This is a genomic window from Bacillus sp. 05T21 (genome assembly GCF_056396785.1).
In genome coordinates, this window is sequence record NZ_JBFTMD010000008.1 from 66,484 (window position 1) to 85,537 (window position 19,054).

The window sequence follows — 19,054 nt, forward strand, 5'->3', positions numbered from 1 at the left end:
TAAATGTTATTTTATTATAGTTTATAAAGACGTGTTTAAATTAAATAGACTCATAAAGAAGGTGTAGACATGAACAAACCCCGTGTAACATTACTTTTACGTTATTTTACGGTAGGTGGTTTAGAAAGGGTCGTTTCATCGTTAGCAAACTCTTATGTAGCTCAAGGAATCGAAACACAAGTTATTGTTATGTCGACAGGCAAACGTAACGCTTTAATTACTGAACTTGATCAAAGAGTTAAAGTAATATTACTTTCTGGTTCGGTTATTAATAAGTTATCTACATTACGAAAATTAACAAGGGGACAACTGGTTCATATTCATTTTGGTGATGGACGTATTCATCCACTAATCCGTTCCGCGTTATGGGGAAGAAAAATTGTGGTAACTTATCACAGTGTATACCGCCATAAGCGCACATGGTTAATGAATAGAATAGACCAATTTTGGGCATCGCGTGCCTCTGGTATTGTTGCGGTTTCGGACGCAGTAAAAGATTTTTGTGTTAAAGATGTTAGAATTCCAGAAAAACGAGTTTCAGTAATTAAAAATGGAGTTGATATTCGCCCGATTTCAGTAACAACTAATGAAGGAGACAATTCATTCACCTTGATATCGCTTGCTGGTCTTTATCCACATAAGAATCATATAGAGCTACTCAATGGTATAGCAGAAGCAAAGAAGTTGGGTATCAATATTAAACTCCGTGTAATAGGTGATGGCCCAATGATGGCTGAGTTATATCAGCAATGCATAAAATTAGATCTTCATTCAAATATTGAATGGTATGGAGCTATCTGGAGACAAGATATTATTCAGTCATTAATTGCAAGTTCACATGGATTTGTTTCTGCAAGTAAGTTTGAAGGATTACCAATTTCTATACTAGAAGCTATGTCCTATGGATTACCAATGCTATTATCAGATATCCCTCCTCATCGAGAGCTAGCAGATAAATCAGCTTTATATTTTTCAATTGGTGATTTAAAGGGGTTTACTGAACAATTGCAGTCATTAGTGAATAATAGCGATCTCCAAGTTAAAATGAAGAACGATAGTCTTAAAAGAGTTAAAAAATTCGAATTACAACGTTGCGTTGAAAGTTATCTTGATTGTTATAGTAAGATAACAGGAGAAAAGACAGATTTGATTTTAAAAGCATAATATAAAAAACGAATAAAGGAAGTGTTGAATATTATGGTAGTAAATCAACATATTACTAAATCTCGTTTGGATTCGGGACTCACACTTTCCGTAGAGAATTTGAAAGTTAATGAATCTATTACATTAATTGGCGATAATTTAGAACGCGTTGTTGTTATATTGGGTGGTACCTGTACAATTCAATTTGAAGAAGAAAATATTTGTTGGACTGGGCTCGGAAAAAGAAAAAATGTATTCGATGGTCCTGCTACATCAATCTATCTTCCATCTTTTCTTTCATCTATTATAAAGGCAGAGACTGATACTGTCCAATTGGTAGTGATTTCAGCCCCTGCACATTCTAAGAGGGAACCATATGTAATAGCTCCTAACGATGTATTTATAGAAGATCGGGGACAAAATGAGTGGAGCCGTGAAGTTCATAATATTTTGAGCTCTAGTCACCCTGCTGATTGCTTACTTGTTGGTGAAACATTTAGTACTAAAGGAGTCTGGTCTGGGTATCCTCCTCATAAACACGATACTGATAATCCCCCAGGCGAAAGTAAACATGATGAAATATACTTAATACGTGTACAACCCACTGATGGTTTTGGGATATTCATAAATTATAAAAATGAGAATGAAAGGGAACAAGCCATTGTAGTTCGGGATATGGAGACCATTACAGTTGAAGAAGGTTATCATACAATAGTCGCAGCAGCTGGACATAAGTTTTATTACTTATGGGCTTTAGCTGGTGATGAACGTGAACTAAAATGCCATGTTGACCCGCGCTATAAATGGCTCTCAAATAATTAGATTAGTTTTAGAAAAGTGTAGAGATTGTAGGGGATTTAGTATGGAAATCCTAAAAAATATTTATTATCTTAATCATTCATCTAATACACTCCAAAATAACACTCTGGGAGGACTAAATGAAAGTTGCACTTTGGAATAGACAAGGCTCACCAATAGAAATTCACGAAAAGCCAATACCTAAGGTTGAAGAGGATACTGACGTTGTTATTCGTGTGCGTGCTGCAGTATTTGGTGCCGCTCTAGTACGAGCTGTCACTGTTGGACATCCAAAGTTCAAACCACCAAGAGTTCTTGGAACACTTGTAGCTGGTGATGTTGTTTCCCGCGGTAAGAATGTTGATATTTCTTTAGGGACTCCTGTCATAGTAGACCCTCATCCCCCGTGTCTAAAATGTGTTAATTGTATGAATAAAAAAGAAGCCTTATGCCTTTCAAAGCAAACTCTAGAACCTGGGGGACTTTCTGAATATGTTCGAATACAATCGCCACTAACAAGACATATACACAAAATCCCAAGTGGGCTTTCATATGCGTACGCTGTATATACAGAAATAGTAGCATGTGTATCTGAAGCAACACTTGTAAGCGGGATTAGTATTGGTGATACTGTAGTTATAATTGGATGTGGGCCCATTGCAATGATACAGATTCAACTTGCTCGATTACGTGGAGCAGCAAAGGTTATTTGTTTATATAATCACTCCGAAAGGGAATCTATTATTTCTCTTTTGGGTGCAATACCAGTAGATGTAAGAGAAGGTTTTGTTGAACAAAGAGTGAAAGATTTATGCTCTACTATCGGGGCTGATGTAGTAGTTGAGGCAGTTGGTAGTTCAGAAACTTATTCATTGTCTATGAAATTAGTTCGTCCAGGTGGAATGATAGTTCTTTTTGGTGGCTCTCCACCTGGCACAAATCTTACAATTGACCCTAACCATCTTCATTATAACGGTATACAACTAATAGGAACTTATCATTATAGACCAGGGTTATTTGAACGTTCATTGAAATTACTTGCTTCAGGAGCTATAAATTTAGAAAAGATAATTACACATAGATTACCACTTGAGGAAGTTATAAATGCACCAATAGTCGCCAAAAAAAATGACTGCATAGCACTTATTATTGAACCTTAGAATAAAAGCTATTTAAAGTATAAGAGATTATTCAATTTGAGATGGCATTTCTAATTATTTTATATTTATATGGGGGGCTAATTAATGAGTACTTTAGTAAATTCGAATTCAGCAGGGCACGGTGTTAGATTACAACGGATATTCAAAAAGGAAACTGGTCGCACACTAATCATTCCGCTTGATCATGGGATTACGTCTGGTCCTATTGCTGGCTTAAGTGACGTAAAAAAGGTTATTTCAGATGCTGCTGAGGCTGGTGCGGATGCAATTATGCTCCGTCCTGGTTTAATGGATGCAGTTTTAGAAACTGATTCCAAAAAACTTGGGATAATCCTTCGTTTAACAGGACGGCTAGAAAGAGGAGTTGATCATGTTCAACTTAATTCAGTAGAACATGCTATACGTTGTGGAGCTGATGCAGTTTGTGCAGAATTTAAATTAGGATCTGATGGTTCCCTTGAAAATGCTAAAATTGCCAGTGAAATAGCTGAACGCGCTCATGCTTATGGCTTACCTGTTTTACTAACAATCTACGCAATGCCTGAGTATGTTAAGAAGTTTGGACCTAAAGCATATGAAAATGCTTGTCGTATTGGTGAGGAATTAGGGGCTAATTTTGTCAAAACAGCGTTACCACCAGATCCTGAAGTAATAAGTAATTGCCTTAAATCAGTACGTATTCCTATTGTCATTGCAGGAGGAGAAACAATGCATTCAGCTAAATTACTCGAAGATGTTCAAACAGCTGTTGATTTAGGGATTGCTGGAGCAGCTATCGGCAGAAATGTTTGGGGTAATGATGATCCAATTCTGATAGCCCAAAAGCTTAGTTCGATTATTCATGAAAAATCAAATAACTGACAAAGAAAAAAACAATACATCGAAGCACTTATATAAAATATTTCTTTCTTACTGACATGAATATAGATTCTTTATATTGTAAGGAGGGAATTGAGTTGATTATAGTAGCGAACCAAAATGATGTATGGGATTTTTCTCACAATTAGTATCATTGCTTAATTTCTAAACGATAAGAGGATGACGAAAAATGAGAAAATATGTATTAGTTGGAGCAAGTGCAAGATCCCTTGAAATGTATGCTATACCACTCGTGAAGGATTATAGTGATGTAGCTATAATTGTCGGAATATTCGATATAAATGAAACTAGAGCAAGGTATGTAAGAGACAGTTCAGATTCTAATATACCAGTGTATACGGATTATGACTTAATGATGAAAGAGACCTTACCCGATGGAGTGATAATTGCTACTATAGATAAGTTTCATCATGAGTATATAATTAAATCTCTTGAATATGGTGCAGATGCTATTACTGAAAAACCAATGACAATTGACATTGATAAATGCAATCAAATCCTTGAAGCAGAAAAAAGAAGCGGAAAAAAAGTTATTGTTACGTTTAATTGCCGTTTTAAACCAAATACAATAAAAATTAAAGAATTACTCACGAAAGGTGTAATTGGAAAAATACTTAGCGTGAATTTCGAATGGTTATTAGATACATTTCATGGTGCTGATTATTACAGAAGATGGCACAGGGGAATGGAAAACTCTGGAGGTTTGTTGGTGCATAAATCTACTCATCATTTTGATTTAGTTAATTGGTGGATAGATGAGGATCCAGAAGAGGTATATGCGAATGGGACATTAAGATTTTATGGGGATAAACAGAAAAAACGTGGAGAAAGATGTAGTAGTTGTGAAAATCATAAAAATTGCGATTTCTCATTCCCTGCACACCTATACCCAATTGTCGACAATATGTATTTTAAAGCAGAAAAAGAAGATGGATATTTTCGCGATCGATGTATATTTGATGATGAAATCGACATTTATGATACTATGTCTTTAACAGCGAAATATAGTAAAGGAACCTTACTGACATATTCACTAATATCCTACAGTCCATATGAAGGCTGGAAGGTATCTATTACTGGAACAGAAGGTAGATTAGAAGCAATTGAATATCAAAGTGGAAATCAAATAAATCATACTACAAACCTGATTAAAGTATTCAAATCACAAGGGGCGAATCGACAAGGGGAAGTTATTAGTTATGAAATACCTAAAATACATGGTAAACATGATGGTGGAGATGAAAGACTACGCGAAATGATTTTTCGAGGTGGCTTACCTGATCCGTTTCGTCAATTTGCAGGTTCTCTTGATGGAGCAAAATCAATTTCACTTGGTATATGTGCAAATAAAAGTATCAAAATCAAACAACCTATATTTATAAATGATTATCTCAAAACTCCTGAGGATAAGATTAATACTATAAGAGAATCATAGCCTCATATTTTATTCAGGTGATAATCTATAATCAAAGAAAAATTAAGCGATTGAAAAAAACAATAAAACATATATGCTATGTAACTACTCAACACCTAGTTAAGAATACTAGATAAATAGAGAGAGCCGTTACAACGTTTAATTTTCTAGCTTTTTCATATGAAGAAATCTAGCTTTTCTATTTCATTATGTTCCCATCTAGATGAAAAGATAGATTTCTTTTGTTTTTCTAGTGTACAGAACATTTTCATCGCTGTATTTACCTCTAAAAGAAACCCAAATAATAAAATTCCACATTTTACCTATTAGGTGTTGGATTGTATGGCTAAACAAGGGTAAAGACTTAAATGTTTTTGTACATGATTATAAGTCTTAGGGGGGCATTAAAGATGAAAAAAATTAAAATTTATAATGCCAAAATAATTACACCATATAGAATAATTAACAATGGTACTATGATTATTGATAGAGGTAAAATTTTGTATGTTGGTGAACAAAATTTATCCCTTGATAACGTTATGGAAATAGATGTCATGGGTAACTATGTTGCACCAGGGTTTATTGATATTCATTGCCATGGTGGTGGAGGGCATGACTTTATGGATGGTACTGTGGATGCGTATTTATGTACTGCAAAAACACATGCACAATACGGGACAACAACTCTAGTTCCAACCACTTTAACTAGTTCAATCGAGGATTTAAAAAAATCGATCTATGCTTTTAATAAAGCCAAGGCAGAAAATGTTATTGGGGCGGAACTTCTGGGTTTACATCTTGAAGGACCTTATTTTTCCATGGCTCAAAAAGGGGCACAAGATGGTAAATATATTAAAAATCCAGATTTCAAAGAATATAATGAAATATTAACTTGGTCTAAAGATATTATTCGTTGGAGTGCTGCTCCTGAATTAGAAGGAGCTTTGGAATTTGGTAGATATATGAGGAAAAAAGGAATTCTTCCTTCAATTGCTCATACTGATTCAATATATGAACATATACAACAGGCATTTGAAAATGGTTTTACTCATATGACTCATTTGTATTCAGGAATGTCAGGTGTTAAGCGTATAGACTGTAAAAGATATGCCGGAGTTATAGAGAGTGCATTCATAATAGATGAAATGACAGTTGAAATCATCGCAGATGGCATGCACTTACCTGCAAGTATATTAAAGCTAATATATAATATTAAGGGGCCATCTAATATTGCACTTATAACAGACTCTATGAGAGCAGCAGGGATGCCTGAAGGAAAAAGTATTTTAGGTAGCCTAAAAGAAGGGCAACAAGTGATTATAGAAGACGGGGTAGCAAAATTAACCGATAGAAGTTCTTTTGCTGGAAGCGTAGCAACATCTAATAAATTGGTACAAACAATGATTAAAAAAGCAGATGTTCCTTTGGTGGATGCTGTTAGAATGGCAACATCCACACCAGCAAAAATTATTGGAATAGATAAAACAAAAGGAAGTCTTTCTAGCGACAAAGATGCTGATATAGTAGTCTTTAATAAGGATATAGATATTCGAATGGTATTTATAAAAGGTGAGATAATCTACGATAAATTGGAAAATCAATTAGTTATTAACAATTGATAAAAATATTTTATGGTTTAATTTTTCATTTGAATTAATTTCATAATGATTACCAAGATGGTATTAATAAGTGTTTGTGCTTTCAACTTTATAAAAAGTATCACTAATAAATTTATAGAGGTGATTACATTGAAAACTGTATTAATTACTGGTGTAGCGGGTTTTATTGGATTTCATGTAGCCAAAAGATTATTAAAAGAAAAGTTTAACGTAATTGGAATTGATAATTTAAATTCATATTATGATGTTACCTTAAAAGAGAGACGTCTTAAAGAGTTAGAATCTTTAGAGTCTGATGATTTTGTTCTGTATCGTGAGTCTATTGAAGAACAAAATTCACTCAATTCGATTTTTAAAATGCACAAACCTTCTTTCGTTATTAACCTAGCGGCACAAGCAGGGGTTCAATATAGTACTGAAAATCCAAGGTCTTATATCGATTCTAATTTAGTTGGTTTTTCAAACATTCTTGAGTGTTGTAGGGAAAACAAAATACAAAAACTAATATACGCATCGTCCAGTTCAGTTTACGGAGCGAATAAAAAAATTCCATTCTCTGAGTCCGATAGTGTCGATCATCCACTAACACTTTATGCGGCTACCAAAAGAGCTAATGAATTAATTGCTCATACCTATAGTTATTTGTATCAAATACCATGTATAGGGTTACGTTTCTTTACAGTTTATGGTCCTTGGGGAAGACCGGATATGTCGATATTTAAATTTGTTAATGCGATTCTCAAGGGGGAAAGTATTAATGTAAATAATTTTGGAGAATCACTTCGAGATTTTACATATATTGATGATGTTGTTGAAAGTATTTATCGTTTATTAATTATGGAAAATATAACAGAGAAACAAACTAACGATGACAACTCACCTAATATACCATATAAACTGTTTAATGTTGGTAATAATAATCCGATAAAATTAATTGATGCGATCTCGTTAATTGAAGAGAAACTAAAAATAAAAGCAACGAAAAATTTCTTACCATTACCCAATTATGATGTTCCAAACACATTCGCTGATGTGAACGAATTAAATAAAGCCATTAAATTCACTCCCAAAACTACAATTCAAGATGGAATAAATAATTTCATCGATTGGTATTTGGAGTATTATAAGACAGAAAAGAAACTCCTCTTAGAACAATGAGAATATCAATTATCCTAATCTAAATAGAAATATATACTGCATCTTCCTGTTATTATCTCTACTATTTACTAAGATAAATAATAAAATTAAGATATAAAAAACACCTATCTATATTTAAACGATAATGAATATAGATAGGTGTTTCTTTTTGAAGGAACAAAATACTTGTTCAGAAGAAATTGAATACAAGCATAAATAACCTACACTTTTCTTTCAATAACTATACTATGAATTTGAAATTTAATAAAAAAACAATTACACTCCAGGATACCTAAAGGTCTTGGAGAATTTTTCCATCTCCTGGATAATACCTTTCAATCTTTTTCCTCCCCATGATAATACTTCGGCATTATTAGTCCCTAAGATAAAGTTTACAATCACCATATCACGCATGACTAAAAAAGTAGCAAGCTCTCGTATGTTAATATCTCCAGTATATCGAGTAGTATTGTAGCCGTATAATAGATGCTTTTTAAACTGTAAATAGTCCGCTTCATTTTTAGAAATCCGTAATATTGAGCTTAAAATTGTAGCAATATCCATCATGAAATATCCAAAACCACAATCATCAAAATCAATTACTCCTAAGTTATTACTATCAATAACAATATTTCCACGGTGCAAATCAGAATGAATAAGGCCAAAGTTTGAAGCATCCTTCTGAAGTAAATCTTCTTTAATAATCAAGGAAACCTTATCAAAAATTTCTATTTCCTCTTTAGACAGCTTTTCTGTTATATGTTCAGAATTGAAAACTGATCTTGCACCAAATATTTTCCCCCAATCCCATGATGGACGATCAATTTCTTGTTTACATGAGTACGATTCCGAATTATTGTGTAATTTAGCTATTATTTTTCCTAAATGTTCAGCATTCAAAGGTGTTATCTCTTCACCGAGGCTTTTTCCTGATATCCACTCAAAGAGTACAACATTCCGAAATTTAGGAACAAACTGAGTATCTTCAACCGTAATTACATAATTACCACTAAAAGATTTTACGGGATTGGGCACTATTAAATCACTTTCTTGTTTAAGTGACAATAACCATTCTATTTCCGATTTTTGTTGTGAAAATGTGTGACCACCTTTTTCTGTCGGTGTACTTATTCGTAGCACATATTTTTTCTTATTTTCAGTTTGGACAAAGTAAACTGCATTATCCTCGTATTGTATTAATTTAAAATGAAAATTTCCTAGCTCATAATTCGTCAATGCAATTTGTGCGAGAGTATTAAGATGAGCTTTTTGTTTACTATAACTTAAATCGTAAAAATTATTAAAAGGCAATTCCTTATTACTATTTGTTTGGTTTGTCTTATTCATTTACATTCCCTCCAGAATTCCTATTTTCATTTCCCTATAATCTAACTCAGATTTTCACTTTTTTATTAGTATTCTAAACTTCTTACTAAAAAATCAAATTCCTTTTTAACATAAAAAATATCAGGTATAGGAGTAGGGGTACGATTTGAGAAACGAACTATATTCTTTGTATTTATCTGGTATTGAAATACCCAAACTTGAGAAGATAATGTGGAAATATTAATTCAGATGAGTTCTTATAAGGATCAATGATTATACTCTACTTAAGTCTGACACATTATTATCACTCTTATTTTATTAATATTATTCAAATAAGAGCGTAATATGCGGACATCCAATGTTTGAGTTGTCACTTATAAATGCAGATTATATTTGGAGGGCGGTTATATAGAAAACAAGTTTGATATAACGGGAAATGATTCATATTTTGGGTACCAAGCTTAAACTAAATTAGGAAATCTAATTAAATTATAGAGAATACAATTAAAGCATCCATCTGGATGCTCTTTTCTTTTGGAATAGAAACACCCTTGGTAACTATATTTTAAATATAATTCTTAATTATGTTACGTGAAATTTTCCCATTACATGTTGTTATGAGATTATATTTGAAAGGAACAGAGGAAAATAGTTTGTTAGAGTAGGAGACAAACAACTGCAAAAACAATTACCATCCCGTTTTTGTTGGATTAACCTTAAATGCTTCGGAAATGAATAGTAATAACGAGGATATCACAAACAAGTCGGTACCCATTAGAAACAAAGTTATCCAATCAACGCTTAAACTCATCCTCCCTCCAACGAAAAACACCTCCATATAAAATTGTTTTACAAGTGCATATCTATTTACAAGGAGCATAAATAGGACTATATATAATTTGAAATGTTCATTTTAATACTTACTATTTTAAGACTATAAAATTACACTTTAAGTTGTATTAGTTTAAATACAGATTATTTATGGAGATTATATTACTGGCATTAAAGAAGGCATAATACGGCAGTCGTAATATGTATGTGCCCTAAAAACAATAAATTATTAATACCTTAATGTTTGCGAAAAGAATAAGGTCTTGGAATCCTTATATATATAGGGTTCTAAGATCCCTTTATTATCGCTTCTAAACATAATTTCATTAAAGAAGATAATAAAATTTATAGTTAATCTACAACAGCAGCATGCTAAAGAATCAAAAATCGCACATTTTACGATAAAATTAGTATATTTTGTGCGATAGTGTGGTATCCTATAATAAAGAGGTGGAATAATGATGAATGAAAACTTAGTGAACTTATTAAAAGAGTGGATGGAAAAAAATAACGTATCTAAAGTCGAATTGGCTGAAAAGATGGGTGTTAGTGAATCTTTAGTACGTGCTATCTTGAACGGAGAACGCCAATTAACAGCCAAACGTATTGATACTCTTGCTGAAATTACAAAGATTCCAGCTTGTGAGCTAATAGGCACATCGACTAATAATTTTGCTGGATATTCTGTGATGCTACGTGGTGGAAGTAAACAATTAAGCTTTGAACAAGAAAAAATGATTATGGAAGTCGCATTAATAGCAAACGACTATGAGTATTTGAAAAAGATCGTTAAGTAATGAAGAGAAATGGGTGAGATATTATGGAAGTTGAAACAGCTAGAAAAGAATCTGATTTTCAAAGATTAGTACAAAACTATGCTGAAACATTTTATAAACGGAATGTTCCATCTGGTTCTATAATAATAACCGATTTGCTTGAAGAAATTGTTTCAAGTTTAGATATTGACGTTATGTACTATAATTTTAACAATATGAACGATCAAAATCGACCTATTAATGGGATATATATGAGAAGTACAGATATATCGAACAAATCACATAAAATAATTATTAATGCATTAGATGATACAAGGACGCAGAATTTTACGTTAGCACATGAATTGTTTCATCATTTATTAATGGAGGAGAATCCAGCGAAACTAAGATTCGTTCTAAGAGACGAAGAACTTTTAGAACGAGCAGGAGATTTTTTTGCAGCTTCATTACTGATGAATGCAAAAGAGTTTAGAGCACATTATCATTATCTGTATGAGAAAAATGATTTTGAGAATTTAGTTTTTAAATTAAGTGATATTTTCAGAGTCCCATATGTTAGTATTATACGAAGATTAGATGAATTAAATTTATTGGTTGATGAATTTAGAGATTACCTGAATTATAAGGAACCCGAATTATTAGAACAGCGTATTAAAGTTTTGGGAGATTCACTATTCGATCAACCAACCCGTAAACCTATTTTTCATCCGTACGTAAGATTAATTGAAAAAGGACTCGCTAACAAACAATTAAAATTACTCGATTCAGCTAAAAGATTAAATAAAGTTAACCCCGAGCGTTCAGCAAAACTGTATAGTGAATATACAGCATTGTTGAGTAAGCTAGATAATGAGGATGATTAACTTTATTTGAGAGGAGTATTCTATGAATTTACCAATAGCTGAAGCGTGTTTTATAGACGCGAATATCATCTTTTATATTCATGACATGAAGCAACATACTTTTCCAGACATTATCGAAAAGGTATATAAGAAAGTTATTATTCATCCAGAAGTATTAGATGAATTAAATCCAGCTGGACAAGTTTTCGCAAGAGAAAAAATCCATTTGGAAAAATGGATTCTATTCGATGATTCGCAATTAACACCTACAGAACAACGTATGTATTTAAATAATATTACAGATATCGATAGTAAATTGAAAGAAATTGATATCAAAAGAGGGAAAGAAGCAAGTGCTGGAACCGGTGAAATATACTCGTTAGCTGCAGCTAGTGTTATTCATGCAGAATACATATGTAGTAATGACTATTCCATACAGAATGTCATTCAAGAATTACCGTTAAAGGTTTATCCAAATGGTGATGATGAGCAAGATCCTGTCTTTATTAAGCAACATCGTTTTTTAGATTTATGTCAAATTATTTGCGATGGCGAACTATTAGAACGTAGTCACGTCTTTAAATGTTATAAGACCGCGCTTAGGTCCATAAAATTAGAAGACCGTGAGCATTTTGACGGACTATTAGAACAGTTCCACACTGCAATACCTACTCCAACATTAAGTTAAAAACAAGTTTCAGCATGCTTTATCATTTATTAAAATAATAAACTTGGGTTCAATTTTTAATTGTTCTCTGCTCGGAAAATAAGCATATTCAATTCTAATTTTGAATACGCTTATTTTTTACATCTAGACTTACTCCAACCTAATTTGTCCAAATTTATATTTCCTTTCCCACTTAGTTTTCTGCCACATGAAATTCGTCGTTAAAATACAGACTTATAAAAAAGATTAATCAAAATTTATTGCAAATACACATAAAGGATATGCAATTTTCGTTATCTATTACGTAAAAAAATCATTGTAACTGGCATAAGATACAATGACTTTTTACTATAGAATCATAAAACATAATTTTAGATTCTATTAAATATCCATACTAATTAGTAAGGGAGAAATACCAGGGTGTTTTCTTTTTAGTATACAACATGTGCCGGATATACTTCGTTTCACATATACATTCAAAAAAACTATAAATAAAAGGGAATGGGAAATATGACATTTCCCATTCCCTTTTATTCTTTTCTAACAAAGCCCTTCACAATTAAAGATTTCTCTTCTTGATTTTCCTCTATATAACATTCAAGATATAATTCTCTAATCAGACTGGTTAAATCTAGCATCTCATATTTTCTTACAGGAAATAGCAATAAAATTATAGATTTGATAGCCGTCCAAAAAAATCTTATAAAAATATAGTAGAGACTAACAATACATGCAATTCCTATAAAAATAAATTTTACCATATTTATATCAATAAGATTGGTGGTATCAATCTTAACATTTGGAAGTTTAAATAAATTTTGCATTAAATACGTCCAAATTGGAATCAAAAAACCTACTAATAATGAGAGCCATGAAATATTTGAAAAACGATTTTGACATTCTTTTTCTGATACATCCATAAAAATTTTTAAATGTTTTTCATTATAAAATCCTTTTTCTTCAAAATAATTACGTAATCGATTTATCTTTTCTTCTCTTAGAGATTTAGTATCATTTAAATATATTAAAAACTTTGTTGTTAAAATAGTATCACAACATACACCAATCTTTTGTGCCATTGTTAAATTTTCAAGGCCACCTAATCTTTTTTCTAATTTATATACTAAAACTATATAAGATATAAGTGTTATAAGTAACATTGAAATTATAACTGTGGTCGATAGAGTAGTATTTTGATTAAAAAACATTGTCATAAAGAATAACAATGTTAAAATTATACAAACCCAAGCATATGGTCCTTGTTTTTTTAATATATTCGAATTACTCATGTTATCTCCATAAAATTTTATTAACTGTTGTAAATGGGTCTTCATTTCATTTTCTCCTTTATATAAATAAAATCTATATTATCATGTATAATTATAATTAGAAATATAAATATAAAATGTTTGCTTATTTCCTATACAAAGAATAGAAACACCATAGTGGTTACCTTCTAAATAGAAGTAAAAGATCTATAAAAACATTTAACGATTAACATTCAGGATGTATGTGGTATTGTAGGGGAATATACAGCGAAAATTAATGCAGGTATTATTATTGATTATGTGTGTTCCTTCAATCATGATGAGATGATGAAAAAGAGAAGATTTAATGATCAAACGGAAGCAAACTTATATAGGTTGCTTCTTTTTTCTGATTGAACTCATTAAGCATTGACCTGTTTGTGCGATGTTACTATACAAAGTATTGTATAATAATGGTTATACATAGGGAGTGGAGGAATGCTAATTATGGTGAAGGATTTAATCACTATTCATACAAATCCTGGGGAGACTAAATTAATCGATACGATAATTTCACTGAAAAAGGGTATCAGGTATTGGAAGTATATTTTATCATCTAAAAAAACAAATAAAGAGCGATTATTAAAGCGCTTCCGATTTTTGAATTTAAAAAACTAAATGAAGAAAGGGATGTAGAAGAAGCATTTCCTCCATTTTAAATAAACGATGATGAATTAATACGCATTGCATCTGAGATGCTAAAACACATGAGAGGAATTCAAGAACATAATCCTAATACTGGCAATGCAATAGATGACTATATAATTTCTTTAGATGCTTATGTTCGTGAAGCCTATAAAAGGCTACAAGAAACTGTTACAGCCACCATACAATCAATACGTTTACCGGATTTTACAAAGAGTATCAATCGGTTAAATAACCAAAATGTAAAACTATTCTCTGATGTTAACCATATGCTACGTGATATAACACCTATTTTTCGAGGGATTGCATCATCCATGAATGAAATGATGTCAAGAATTAGAGCATCTTTTAATAATCTCTATGAAACTATGAGAGATTTAAATGTATCAGAGCTGTTATCTCAAGCTGAACAAAAGTGCTTAGAAGCCTTAGAACATTTTTGTTCAGCAAGGCTGGTTCATCTTCTTAGATTTTAAAACATTAGATCTTCTAGATTTCTTTTATATAGAAACTGAAACAGGAGGAATTGTGTTAGAAACTGAGCAATTACTTTTATACTATACTCCTGAGTTGTTGGAGCGAAAAATCGATCAATGGGAAATTTATTTAGATAATCGATATCCAATTGTCAAAGAAGCCGCATTAGCTCATTTAACGGGGAATTATTATGTAAGTGTCCCTTTGTTTACTATTCATTCTGAAGGTATCATCCGTGAAAGTTTCCCGAAAAAGTGGATGAAACAAAGTACAATTCGAGAATCTATGGAAGAAGCAATTCAACAACGGGTTTCAAATGAAGAACTTATGTCAATTGTCCAAGGATATTTGCAAAAAGAAATCTTTCGTAATATTGGAGAAGAAGTTGAAACGTTTAGTCGTAATCAAGTTGTACACGGTGTAGATTTAGAATATGCAACAATGGAGCATTCGTTACGTGCTTTTTTATTTTTTGATACACTTGTACGTTGCATATATGAAACCAATCTATTCAATACGTCAGAACCTTTAACTAAATAGTGGAGATAAGAAACCATAGAATTTCGAAGAAAGAGAGGACTTATATTCTAAGCTAAATCATTCAGAGATACAATATGAGAATCTTATAAAAGATCATAAATTTTATGTATACATTTAGAAGGAGTGCATTGTATTGAAAATTTCACAAATACATATAAAAAACTATCGAAATTTAAATGATATTAATATTAAAGTAAATAGATTATTAATTTTTATTGGAGAGAATAATAGTGGGAAAAGTAATCTCCTTAAAGCTATTACACTACCATTTTTTAATGATGAAATTGGTAGTGTAAACAAAAATTTGGGGTGGCAAGATATTGGTAACTCAGCTAAAGCAAAATATTTTAATTTCATCCAAGAGAATTTAGATAGTATAAAAAATGGAGATATATCTTTAGAAAGTTTCATTGAAGCACTCCCTGTTATAAAAGTAGAAGTTACTTTTGAACCTGAAGACGCTGATGAATATTATGTACATAAGTGGATTAATTCAATTGATGGTACAAGTTTTCATTACGCTATCAGATACCAATTTTGTGTAGAGAACCCTAAAGATTTATTGACACATGTCTCAAAAATATTAAGTGATATAGACGAAATTGAAAATATAAAAATGAATTTATTACCGATTGAAATGTTTAAATATACCATTGTAGTTCCTTCTACACTAGAACAAGTAGCATTTAATGATTTAACGAAATTCAAATACAATGCTTTGGCTGCAGAACGAGATGAATTCTCCAATAAAAATACTCAATTAGGCTCAAAAGCTTTAGTTAACCTTTTGCATAATAAACTATCCGAAGAGCAAAAAGTAAAAGTTGAACAATCATATGAAACTTTTTTTACTAATCTAAAAGAGATAAGTAACTTAGAAAGTGTCTTTAATTGGCAAGAACAATCTGAATTAGAAAATGCAACGGATTTCTTTGAAAAGATTACCTTACTTCCTAATATGCCTAGTATGAATTCTTTGCTAAATAATGTTAGACTCGGATTTGGAGAAGAATATCTTAATACTCAAGGATTGGGATATCGAAACTTGGTTTATTTATTAGTAATGATGAATTCTTTAAAAAACACCTCAGATATAGCTCTAAACATATTAACGATTGAAGAACCAGAAGCACATTTATGCATTAGCAACGAAAGATTGCTTGCAAGTTTTATTAACTCTATCGTTAATTCAAGTAATCAAACACAACTATTTGTTTCTACACATAGCTCAGAATTTTTGAATAAGTTAGAGTTGAAAAATGTAACAGTTGTATCTGAGGGGGGAGCATTCTCATTAGAAACAGTGCTAAAACCTGAACAGTTAAACTATCTAGCTAAGAAACCTAATTTAGATTTTTTGAAATTCTTATTTTCACGAAGATGTATATTAGTGGAAGGGCCTACTGAAGAAATGTTAATTAAATCATATTTAAGTTCACAAACCCGTTCTTTAAATGATATTGAAGTGATATCCCTACATAAAGGATTTAAAACAATGCTAGATATTTGGTTAAGAGTCCACCAAGATTCACCTAATCGAATAGGAATTATTAGGGATTTTGATGATGAACCAAAAGCTAAAGAAAATCATGAAGCTTATAATATCCATGACAATATTTACGTTACTACAACTACTGAATATACATTGGAGCCTGAGTTTGTAAAGACTGGTGAAAACTTTGAAAAACTAAAAAACTATTTTATATCGAATCATGGATGGTCAGATATAACTACACCTGAAGCTTTATCTGATAAATGGAGAGGTGCTAAAGCAAATACAATGCTCAGATTTTGTCAAGATTTTGGAACAGGGGATTTAGAATCGATTGAATTACCAAAACATATCAGTAGTGTATTGAATTTTTTACAAAGTGGTGAAAAGAAATGAAGATTGTTGTAGCAGGTGCTGGTGCAGGAAAAACTACTTCAATGGCCCAGTTAGTATTGGACAAGCTTGAGGAAGTTACTAATGGGAAATTTATATATGTCATTACGTATACTAACGCCGCTAGAAACCGTATACGAGAAAAAATTACTGAATTAAATGGTTGTATTCCAAACCAATTATTTATTGAAACAATACATGTATTTTTATTAAGAGAGTTTGTTTTCCCGTTTCACCATTTGCTGTACAATCAACAGTTTATAAAAGCATCTCAAATGAAACTACCAGATAATTTAATCTTTAAGAGTAGGAAAATTAAAGAGCTAGCAGATAATAAAATAGTACATGTTGAAAAGGTTACTGAAATAGCTAAATGGATTATATGCAAGAAAACGAGAGATACCATCCAAATTAAAGAAAAACGAAAAAAACTATTAGACATTGTATCGAGATACCTAGATTCGATTTTTATTGATGAAGCGCAAGATATGGATAAACATTTGTTAGAAGTTGTTCAAATGCTAGATAGAGAAAATATTGACTTGTATTTAGTAGGAGATCCTAAACAAGATTTGCGTGGTAGGAATGCATTCAAGACACTAATCGATAAATATGGACAATCTGTGGAATATTTATCCGAAAATCATAGATGTCCTATTTCACATGTACAACTAGCAAATTCATATATTTCTGCGGACGAGCAGCAATTACCTCAGAAAGCTTTATTTGGTGAGCTTGGTTATGTATTTGAAAGTGATATTGAAATTAATAATTTTGTTAATACTATAAATTGGGATTATGCATTTATTTATAAGAAAAACGACAGATTTGCAACTCATATTAACGATAAAAATTTGGCTAAACAAAATTTAGCTTATGAATTAAAGTCTATAATAAATAAATCCAACATTAATGATCAACTAGTAGATAAATTAATTTATGACATACAAAAAATTATTTTGAAAGATCTGTCCCAATTAAATAACTTTAAAGCATTTTCAACGTTAGAAAAATCATTATCCATAAAATTAACTCGACAAGATAAAGGAAAGTTAGCTGATGCTATTAATCTAAATCGTGAAATTCCGACAAATGAGGGAATATTGGTGAATTCCATAGATAGTATTAAAGGATTAGAAGGAAATAAATGCTTATTTATACTTTCTACCGATTTAGCACCGTATCTATTCGGTGAAAATGTTAATCAAAATAAAATGTTAAATTATTTATATGTTGCCTTGACCAGAGCTAAACAAAAATTAGTTTTTATGATTACTACTGAAGTAGAGGAGAAATACAGTAGAAAAGGTATTAATACTTATTTCCAAGAGAACCTATTAATTAAAGAAGAACGAACTAGAGAAGCTTCCCTAACTTAAACCATGGATAAAGGAAAGGACTTAAACTCATTTCCATAGTCTCGCATTAAATTCTAATTTAATCCATGTATCTACGTTTTATCTGACGATATAAAACTTTATAACTTTTGAGTTAACTATTAGGAGGGACTATGTACAATTTTGTATCAATAGAAGAAAAACTGAAAAACAGTAGGAAGTTTGCAATAAAAAAATGTTAATAAATTACTCGATAAATTTTTTTATACTT

At 31.4% G+C, this 19,054-nt stretch carries 16 protein-coding genes; 14 read left to right on the top strand and 2 right to left on the bottom strand.

Annotated features, from left to right (window positions below; all coding sequences use genetic code 11):
- Positions 1–69 precede the first annotated feature (69 nt).
- The 7 genes from AC1DKZ_RS16430 (at position 70) to AC1DKZ_RS16460 (ending at position 8,171) form a co-directional block, all read left to right on the top strand.
- On the top strand, positions 70–1,164 hold the full coding sequence (locus AC1DKZ_RS16430; RefSeq protein WP_476996616.1) for a glycosyltransferase family 4 protein: 1,095 nt from the start codon (positions 70–72) through the stop codon (positions 1,162–1,164).
- A 33-nt stretch (positions 1,165–1,197) separates the two neighbouring features.
- A complete protein-coding gene (locus tag AC1DKZ_RS16435; RefSeq protein ID WP_476996617.1) occupies positions 1,198–1,965 on the top strand; it encodes a 5-deoxy-glucuronate isomerase in 768 nt (255 codons plus the stop codon).
- 116 nt (positions 1,966–2,081) lie between these two features.
- On the top strand, positions 2,082–3,101 hold the full coding sequence (locus AC1DKZ_RS16440) for a zinc-binding dehydrogenase (protein ID WP_476996618.1): 1,020 nt from the start codon (positions 2,082–2,084) through the stop codon (positions 3,099–3,101).
- 84 nt (positions 3,102–3,185) lie between these two features.
- A complete protein-coding gene (locus AC1DKZ_RS16445) occupies positions 3,186–3,962 on the top strand; it encodes a class I fructose-bisphosphate aldolase (RefSeq protein WP_476996619.1) in 777 nt (258 codons plus the stop codon).
- A 187-nt stretch (positions 3,963–4,149) separates the two neighbouring features.
- Positions 4,150–5,415: a Gfo/Idh/MocA family protein gene (locus tag AC1DKZ_RS16450; protein WP_476996620.1), complete on the top strand. Its 1,266-nt coding sequence runs from the start codon at positions 4,150–4,152 to the stop codon at positions 5,413–5,415.
- Positions 5,416–5,804: 389 nt separating this feature from the next.
- Entirely contained in the window at positions 5,805–7,013 is a 1,209-nt protein-coding gene (gene nagA, locus AC1DKZ_RS16455; RefSeq protein ID WP_476996621.1) for an N-acetylglucosamine-6-phosphate deacetylase, read from the top strand.
- A gap of 129 nt (positions 7,014–7,142) precedes the next feature.
- A complete protein-coding gene (locus tag AC1DKZ_RS16460) occupies positions 7,143–8,171 on the top strand; it encodes an NAD-dependent epimerase/dehydratase family protein (RefSeq protein WP_476996622.1) in 1,029 nt (342 codons plus the stop codon).
- A gap of 255 nt (positions 8,172–8,426) precedes the next feature.
- On the opposite strand, the gene AC1DKZ_RS16465 is transcribed toward AC1DKZ_RS16460, so the two are convergent.
- The gene (locus tag AC1DKZ_RS16465) at positions 8,427–9,497 is read right to left on the bottom strand and encodes a phosphotransferase enzyme family protein (protein ID WP_476996623.1); all 1,071 of its coding nucleotides are present in this window, start codon (positions 9,495–9,497) and stop codon (positions 8,427–8,429) included.
- A gap of 1,271 nt (positions 9,498–10,768) precedes the next feature.
- Between AC1DKZ_RS16465 and AC1DKZ_RS16470 the strand changes: the two genes are divergently transcribed.
- From AC1DKZ_RS16470 to AC1DKZ_RS16480, 3 genes are read left to right on the top strand one after another with little or no spacing between them, the layout of a single operon-like run.
- Positions 10,769–11,104, top strand: a complete 336-nt coding sequence (locus tag AC1DKZ_RS16470; RefSeq protein WP_476996624.1) for a helix-turn-helix domain-containing protein — start codon at positions 10,769–10,771, stop codon at positions 11,102–11,104.
- Positions 11,105–11,127: 23 nt separating this feature from the next.
- Positions 11,128–11,946 (top strand): ImmA/IrrE family metallo-endopeptidase, encoded by an 819-nt coding sequence (locus AC1DKZ_RS16475; protein ID WP_476996625.1) that lies wholly within the window; start codon positions 11,128–11,130, stop codon positions 11,944–11,946.
- Positions 11,947–11,968: 22 nt separating this feature from the next.
- Positions 11,969–12,613: a hypothetical protein gene (locus tag AC1DKZ_RS16480; protein WP_476996626.1), complete on the top strand. Its 645-nt coding sequence runs from the start codon at positions 11,969–11,971 to the stop codon at positions 12,611–12,613.
- Positions 12,614–13,122: 509 nt separating this feature from the next.
- Here AC1DKZ_RS16480 and AC1DKZ_RS16485 read toward each other — a convergent pair.
- On the bottom strand, positions 13,123–13,926 hold the full coding sequence (locus AC1DKZ_RS16485) for a hypothetical protein (protein WP_476996627.1): 804 nt from the start codon (positions 13,924–13,926) through the stop codon (positions 13,123–13,125).
- Between the two features lie 680 nt (positions 13,927–14,606).
- On the opposite strand from AC1DKZ_RS16485, the gene AC1DKZ_RS16490 reads away from it, so the two are divergent.
- The 4 genes from AC1DKZ_RS16490 to AC1DKZ_RS16505 all read left to right on the top strand — a co-directional run bounded on the left by AC1DKZ_RS16490 (position 14,607) and on the right by AC1DKZ_RS16505 (position 18,825).
- Positions 14,607–15,020 (top strand): hypothetical protein, encoded by a 414-nt coding sequence (locus tag AC1DKZ_RS16490; protein ID WP_476996628.1) that lies wholly within the window; start codon positions 14,607–14,609, stop codon positions 15,018–15,020.
- Positions 15,021–15,072: 52 nt separating this feature from the next.
- Positions 15,073–15,561: a hypothetical protein gene (locus AC1DKZ_RS16495; protein ID WP_476996629.1), complete on the top strand. Its 489-nt coding sequence runs from the start codon at positions 15,073–15,075 to the stop codon at positions 15,559–15,561.
- A gap of 133 nt (positions 15,562–15,694) precedes the next feature.
- Positions 15,695–17,449 (top strand): ATP-dependent nuclease, encoded by a 1,755-nt coding sequence (locus AC1DKZ_RS16500; RefSeq protein WP_476996630.1) that lies wholly within the window; start codon positions 15,695–15,697, stop codon positions 17,447–17,449.
- Entirely contained in the window at positions 17,446–18,825 is a 1,380-nt protein-coding gene (locus tag AC1DKZ_RS16505; protein ID WP_476996631.1) for a UvrD-helicase domain-containing protein, read from the top strand. Before AC1DKZ_RS16500 ends, AC1DKZ_RS16505 begins: the two co-directional genes overlap by 4 nt.
- The last annotated feature ends 229 nt before the right edge of the window (positions 18,826–19,054 follow it).

Excerpts from the sequence above, each read along its gene's own strand:
- AC1DKZ_RS16430 (WP_476996616.1), top strand. The coding sequence starts at position 70 with ATGAACAAACCCCGTGTAACATTACTTTTACGTTATTTTACGGTAGGT.
- AC1DKZ_RS16435 (WP_476996617.1), top strand. The coding sequence starts at position 1,198 with ATGGTAGTAAATCAACATATTACTAAATCTCGTTTGGATTCGGGACTC.
- AC1DKZ_RS16440 (WP_476996618.1), top strand. The coding sequence starts at position 2,082 with ATGAAAGTTGCACTTTGGAATAGACAAGGCTCACCAATAGAAATTCAC.
- AC1DKZ_RS16445 (WP_476996619.1), top strand. The coding sequence starts at position 3,186 with ATGAGTACTTTAGTAAATTCGAATTCAGCAGGGCACGGTGTTAGATTA.
- AC1DKZ_RS16450 (WP_476996620.1), top strand. The coding sequence starts at position 4,150 with ATGAGAAAATATGTATTAGTTGGAGCAAGTGCAAGATCCCTTGAAATG.
- nagA (WP_476996621.1), top strand. The coding sequence starts at position 5,805 with ATGAAAAAAATTAAAATTTATAATGCCAAAATAATTACACCATATAGA.
- AC1DKZ_RS16465 (WP_476996623.1), bottom strand. The coding sequence starts at position 9,497 with ATGAATAAGACAAACCAAACAAATAGTAATAAGGAATTGCCTTTTAAT.
- AC1DKZ_RS16470 (WP_476996624.1), top strand. The coding sequence starts at position 10,769 with ATGAATGAAAACTTAGTGAACTTATTAAAAGAGTGGATGGAAAAAAAT.
- AC1DKZ_RS16475 (WP_476996625.1), top strand. The coding sequence starts at position 11,128 with ATGGAAGTTGAAACAGCTAGAAAAGAATCTGATTTTCAAAGATTAGTA.
- AC1DKZ_RS16480 (WP_476996626.1), top strand. The coding sequence starts at position 11,969 with ATGAATTTACCAATAGCTGAAGCGTGTTTTATAGACGCGAATATCATC.
- AC1DKZ_RS16485 (WP_476996627.1), bottom strand. The coding sequence starts at position 13,926 with ATGAAGACCCATTTACAACAGTTAATAAAATTTTATGGAGATAACATG.
- AC1DKZ_RS16490 (WP_476996628.1), top strand. The coding sequence starts at position 14,607 with ATGAGAGGAATTCAAGAACATAATCCTAATACTGGCAATGCAATAGAT.
- AC1DKZ_RS16505 (WP_476996631.1), top strand. The coding sequence starts at position 17,446 with ATGAAGATTGTTGTAGCAGGTGCTGGTGCAGGAAAAACTACTTCAATG.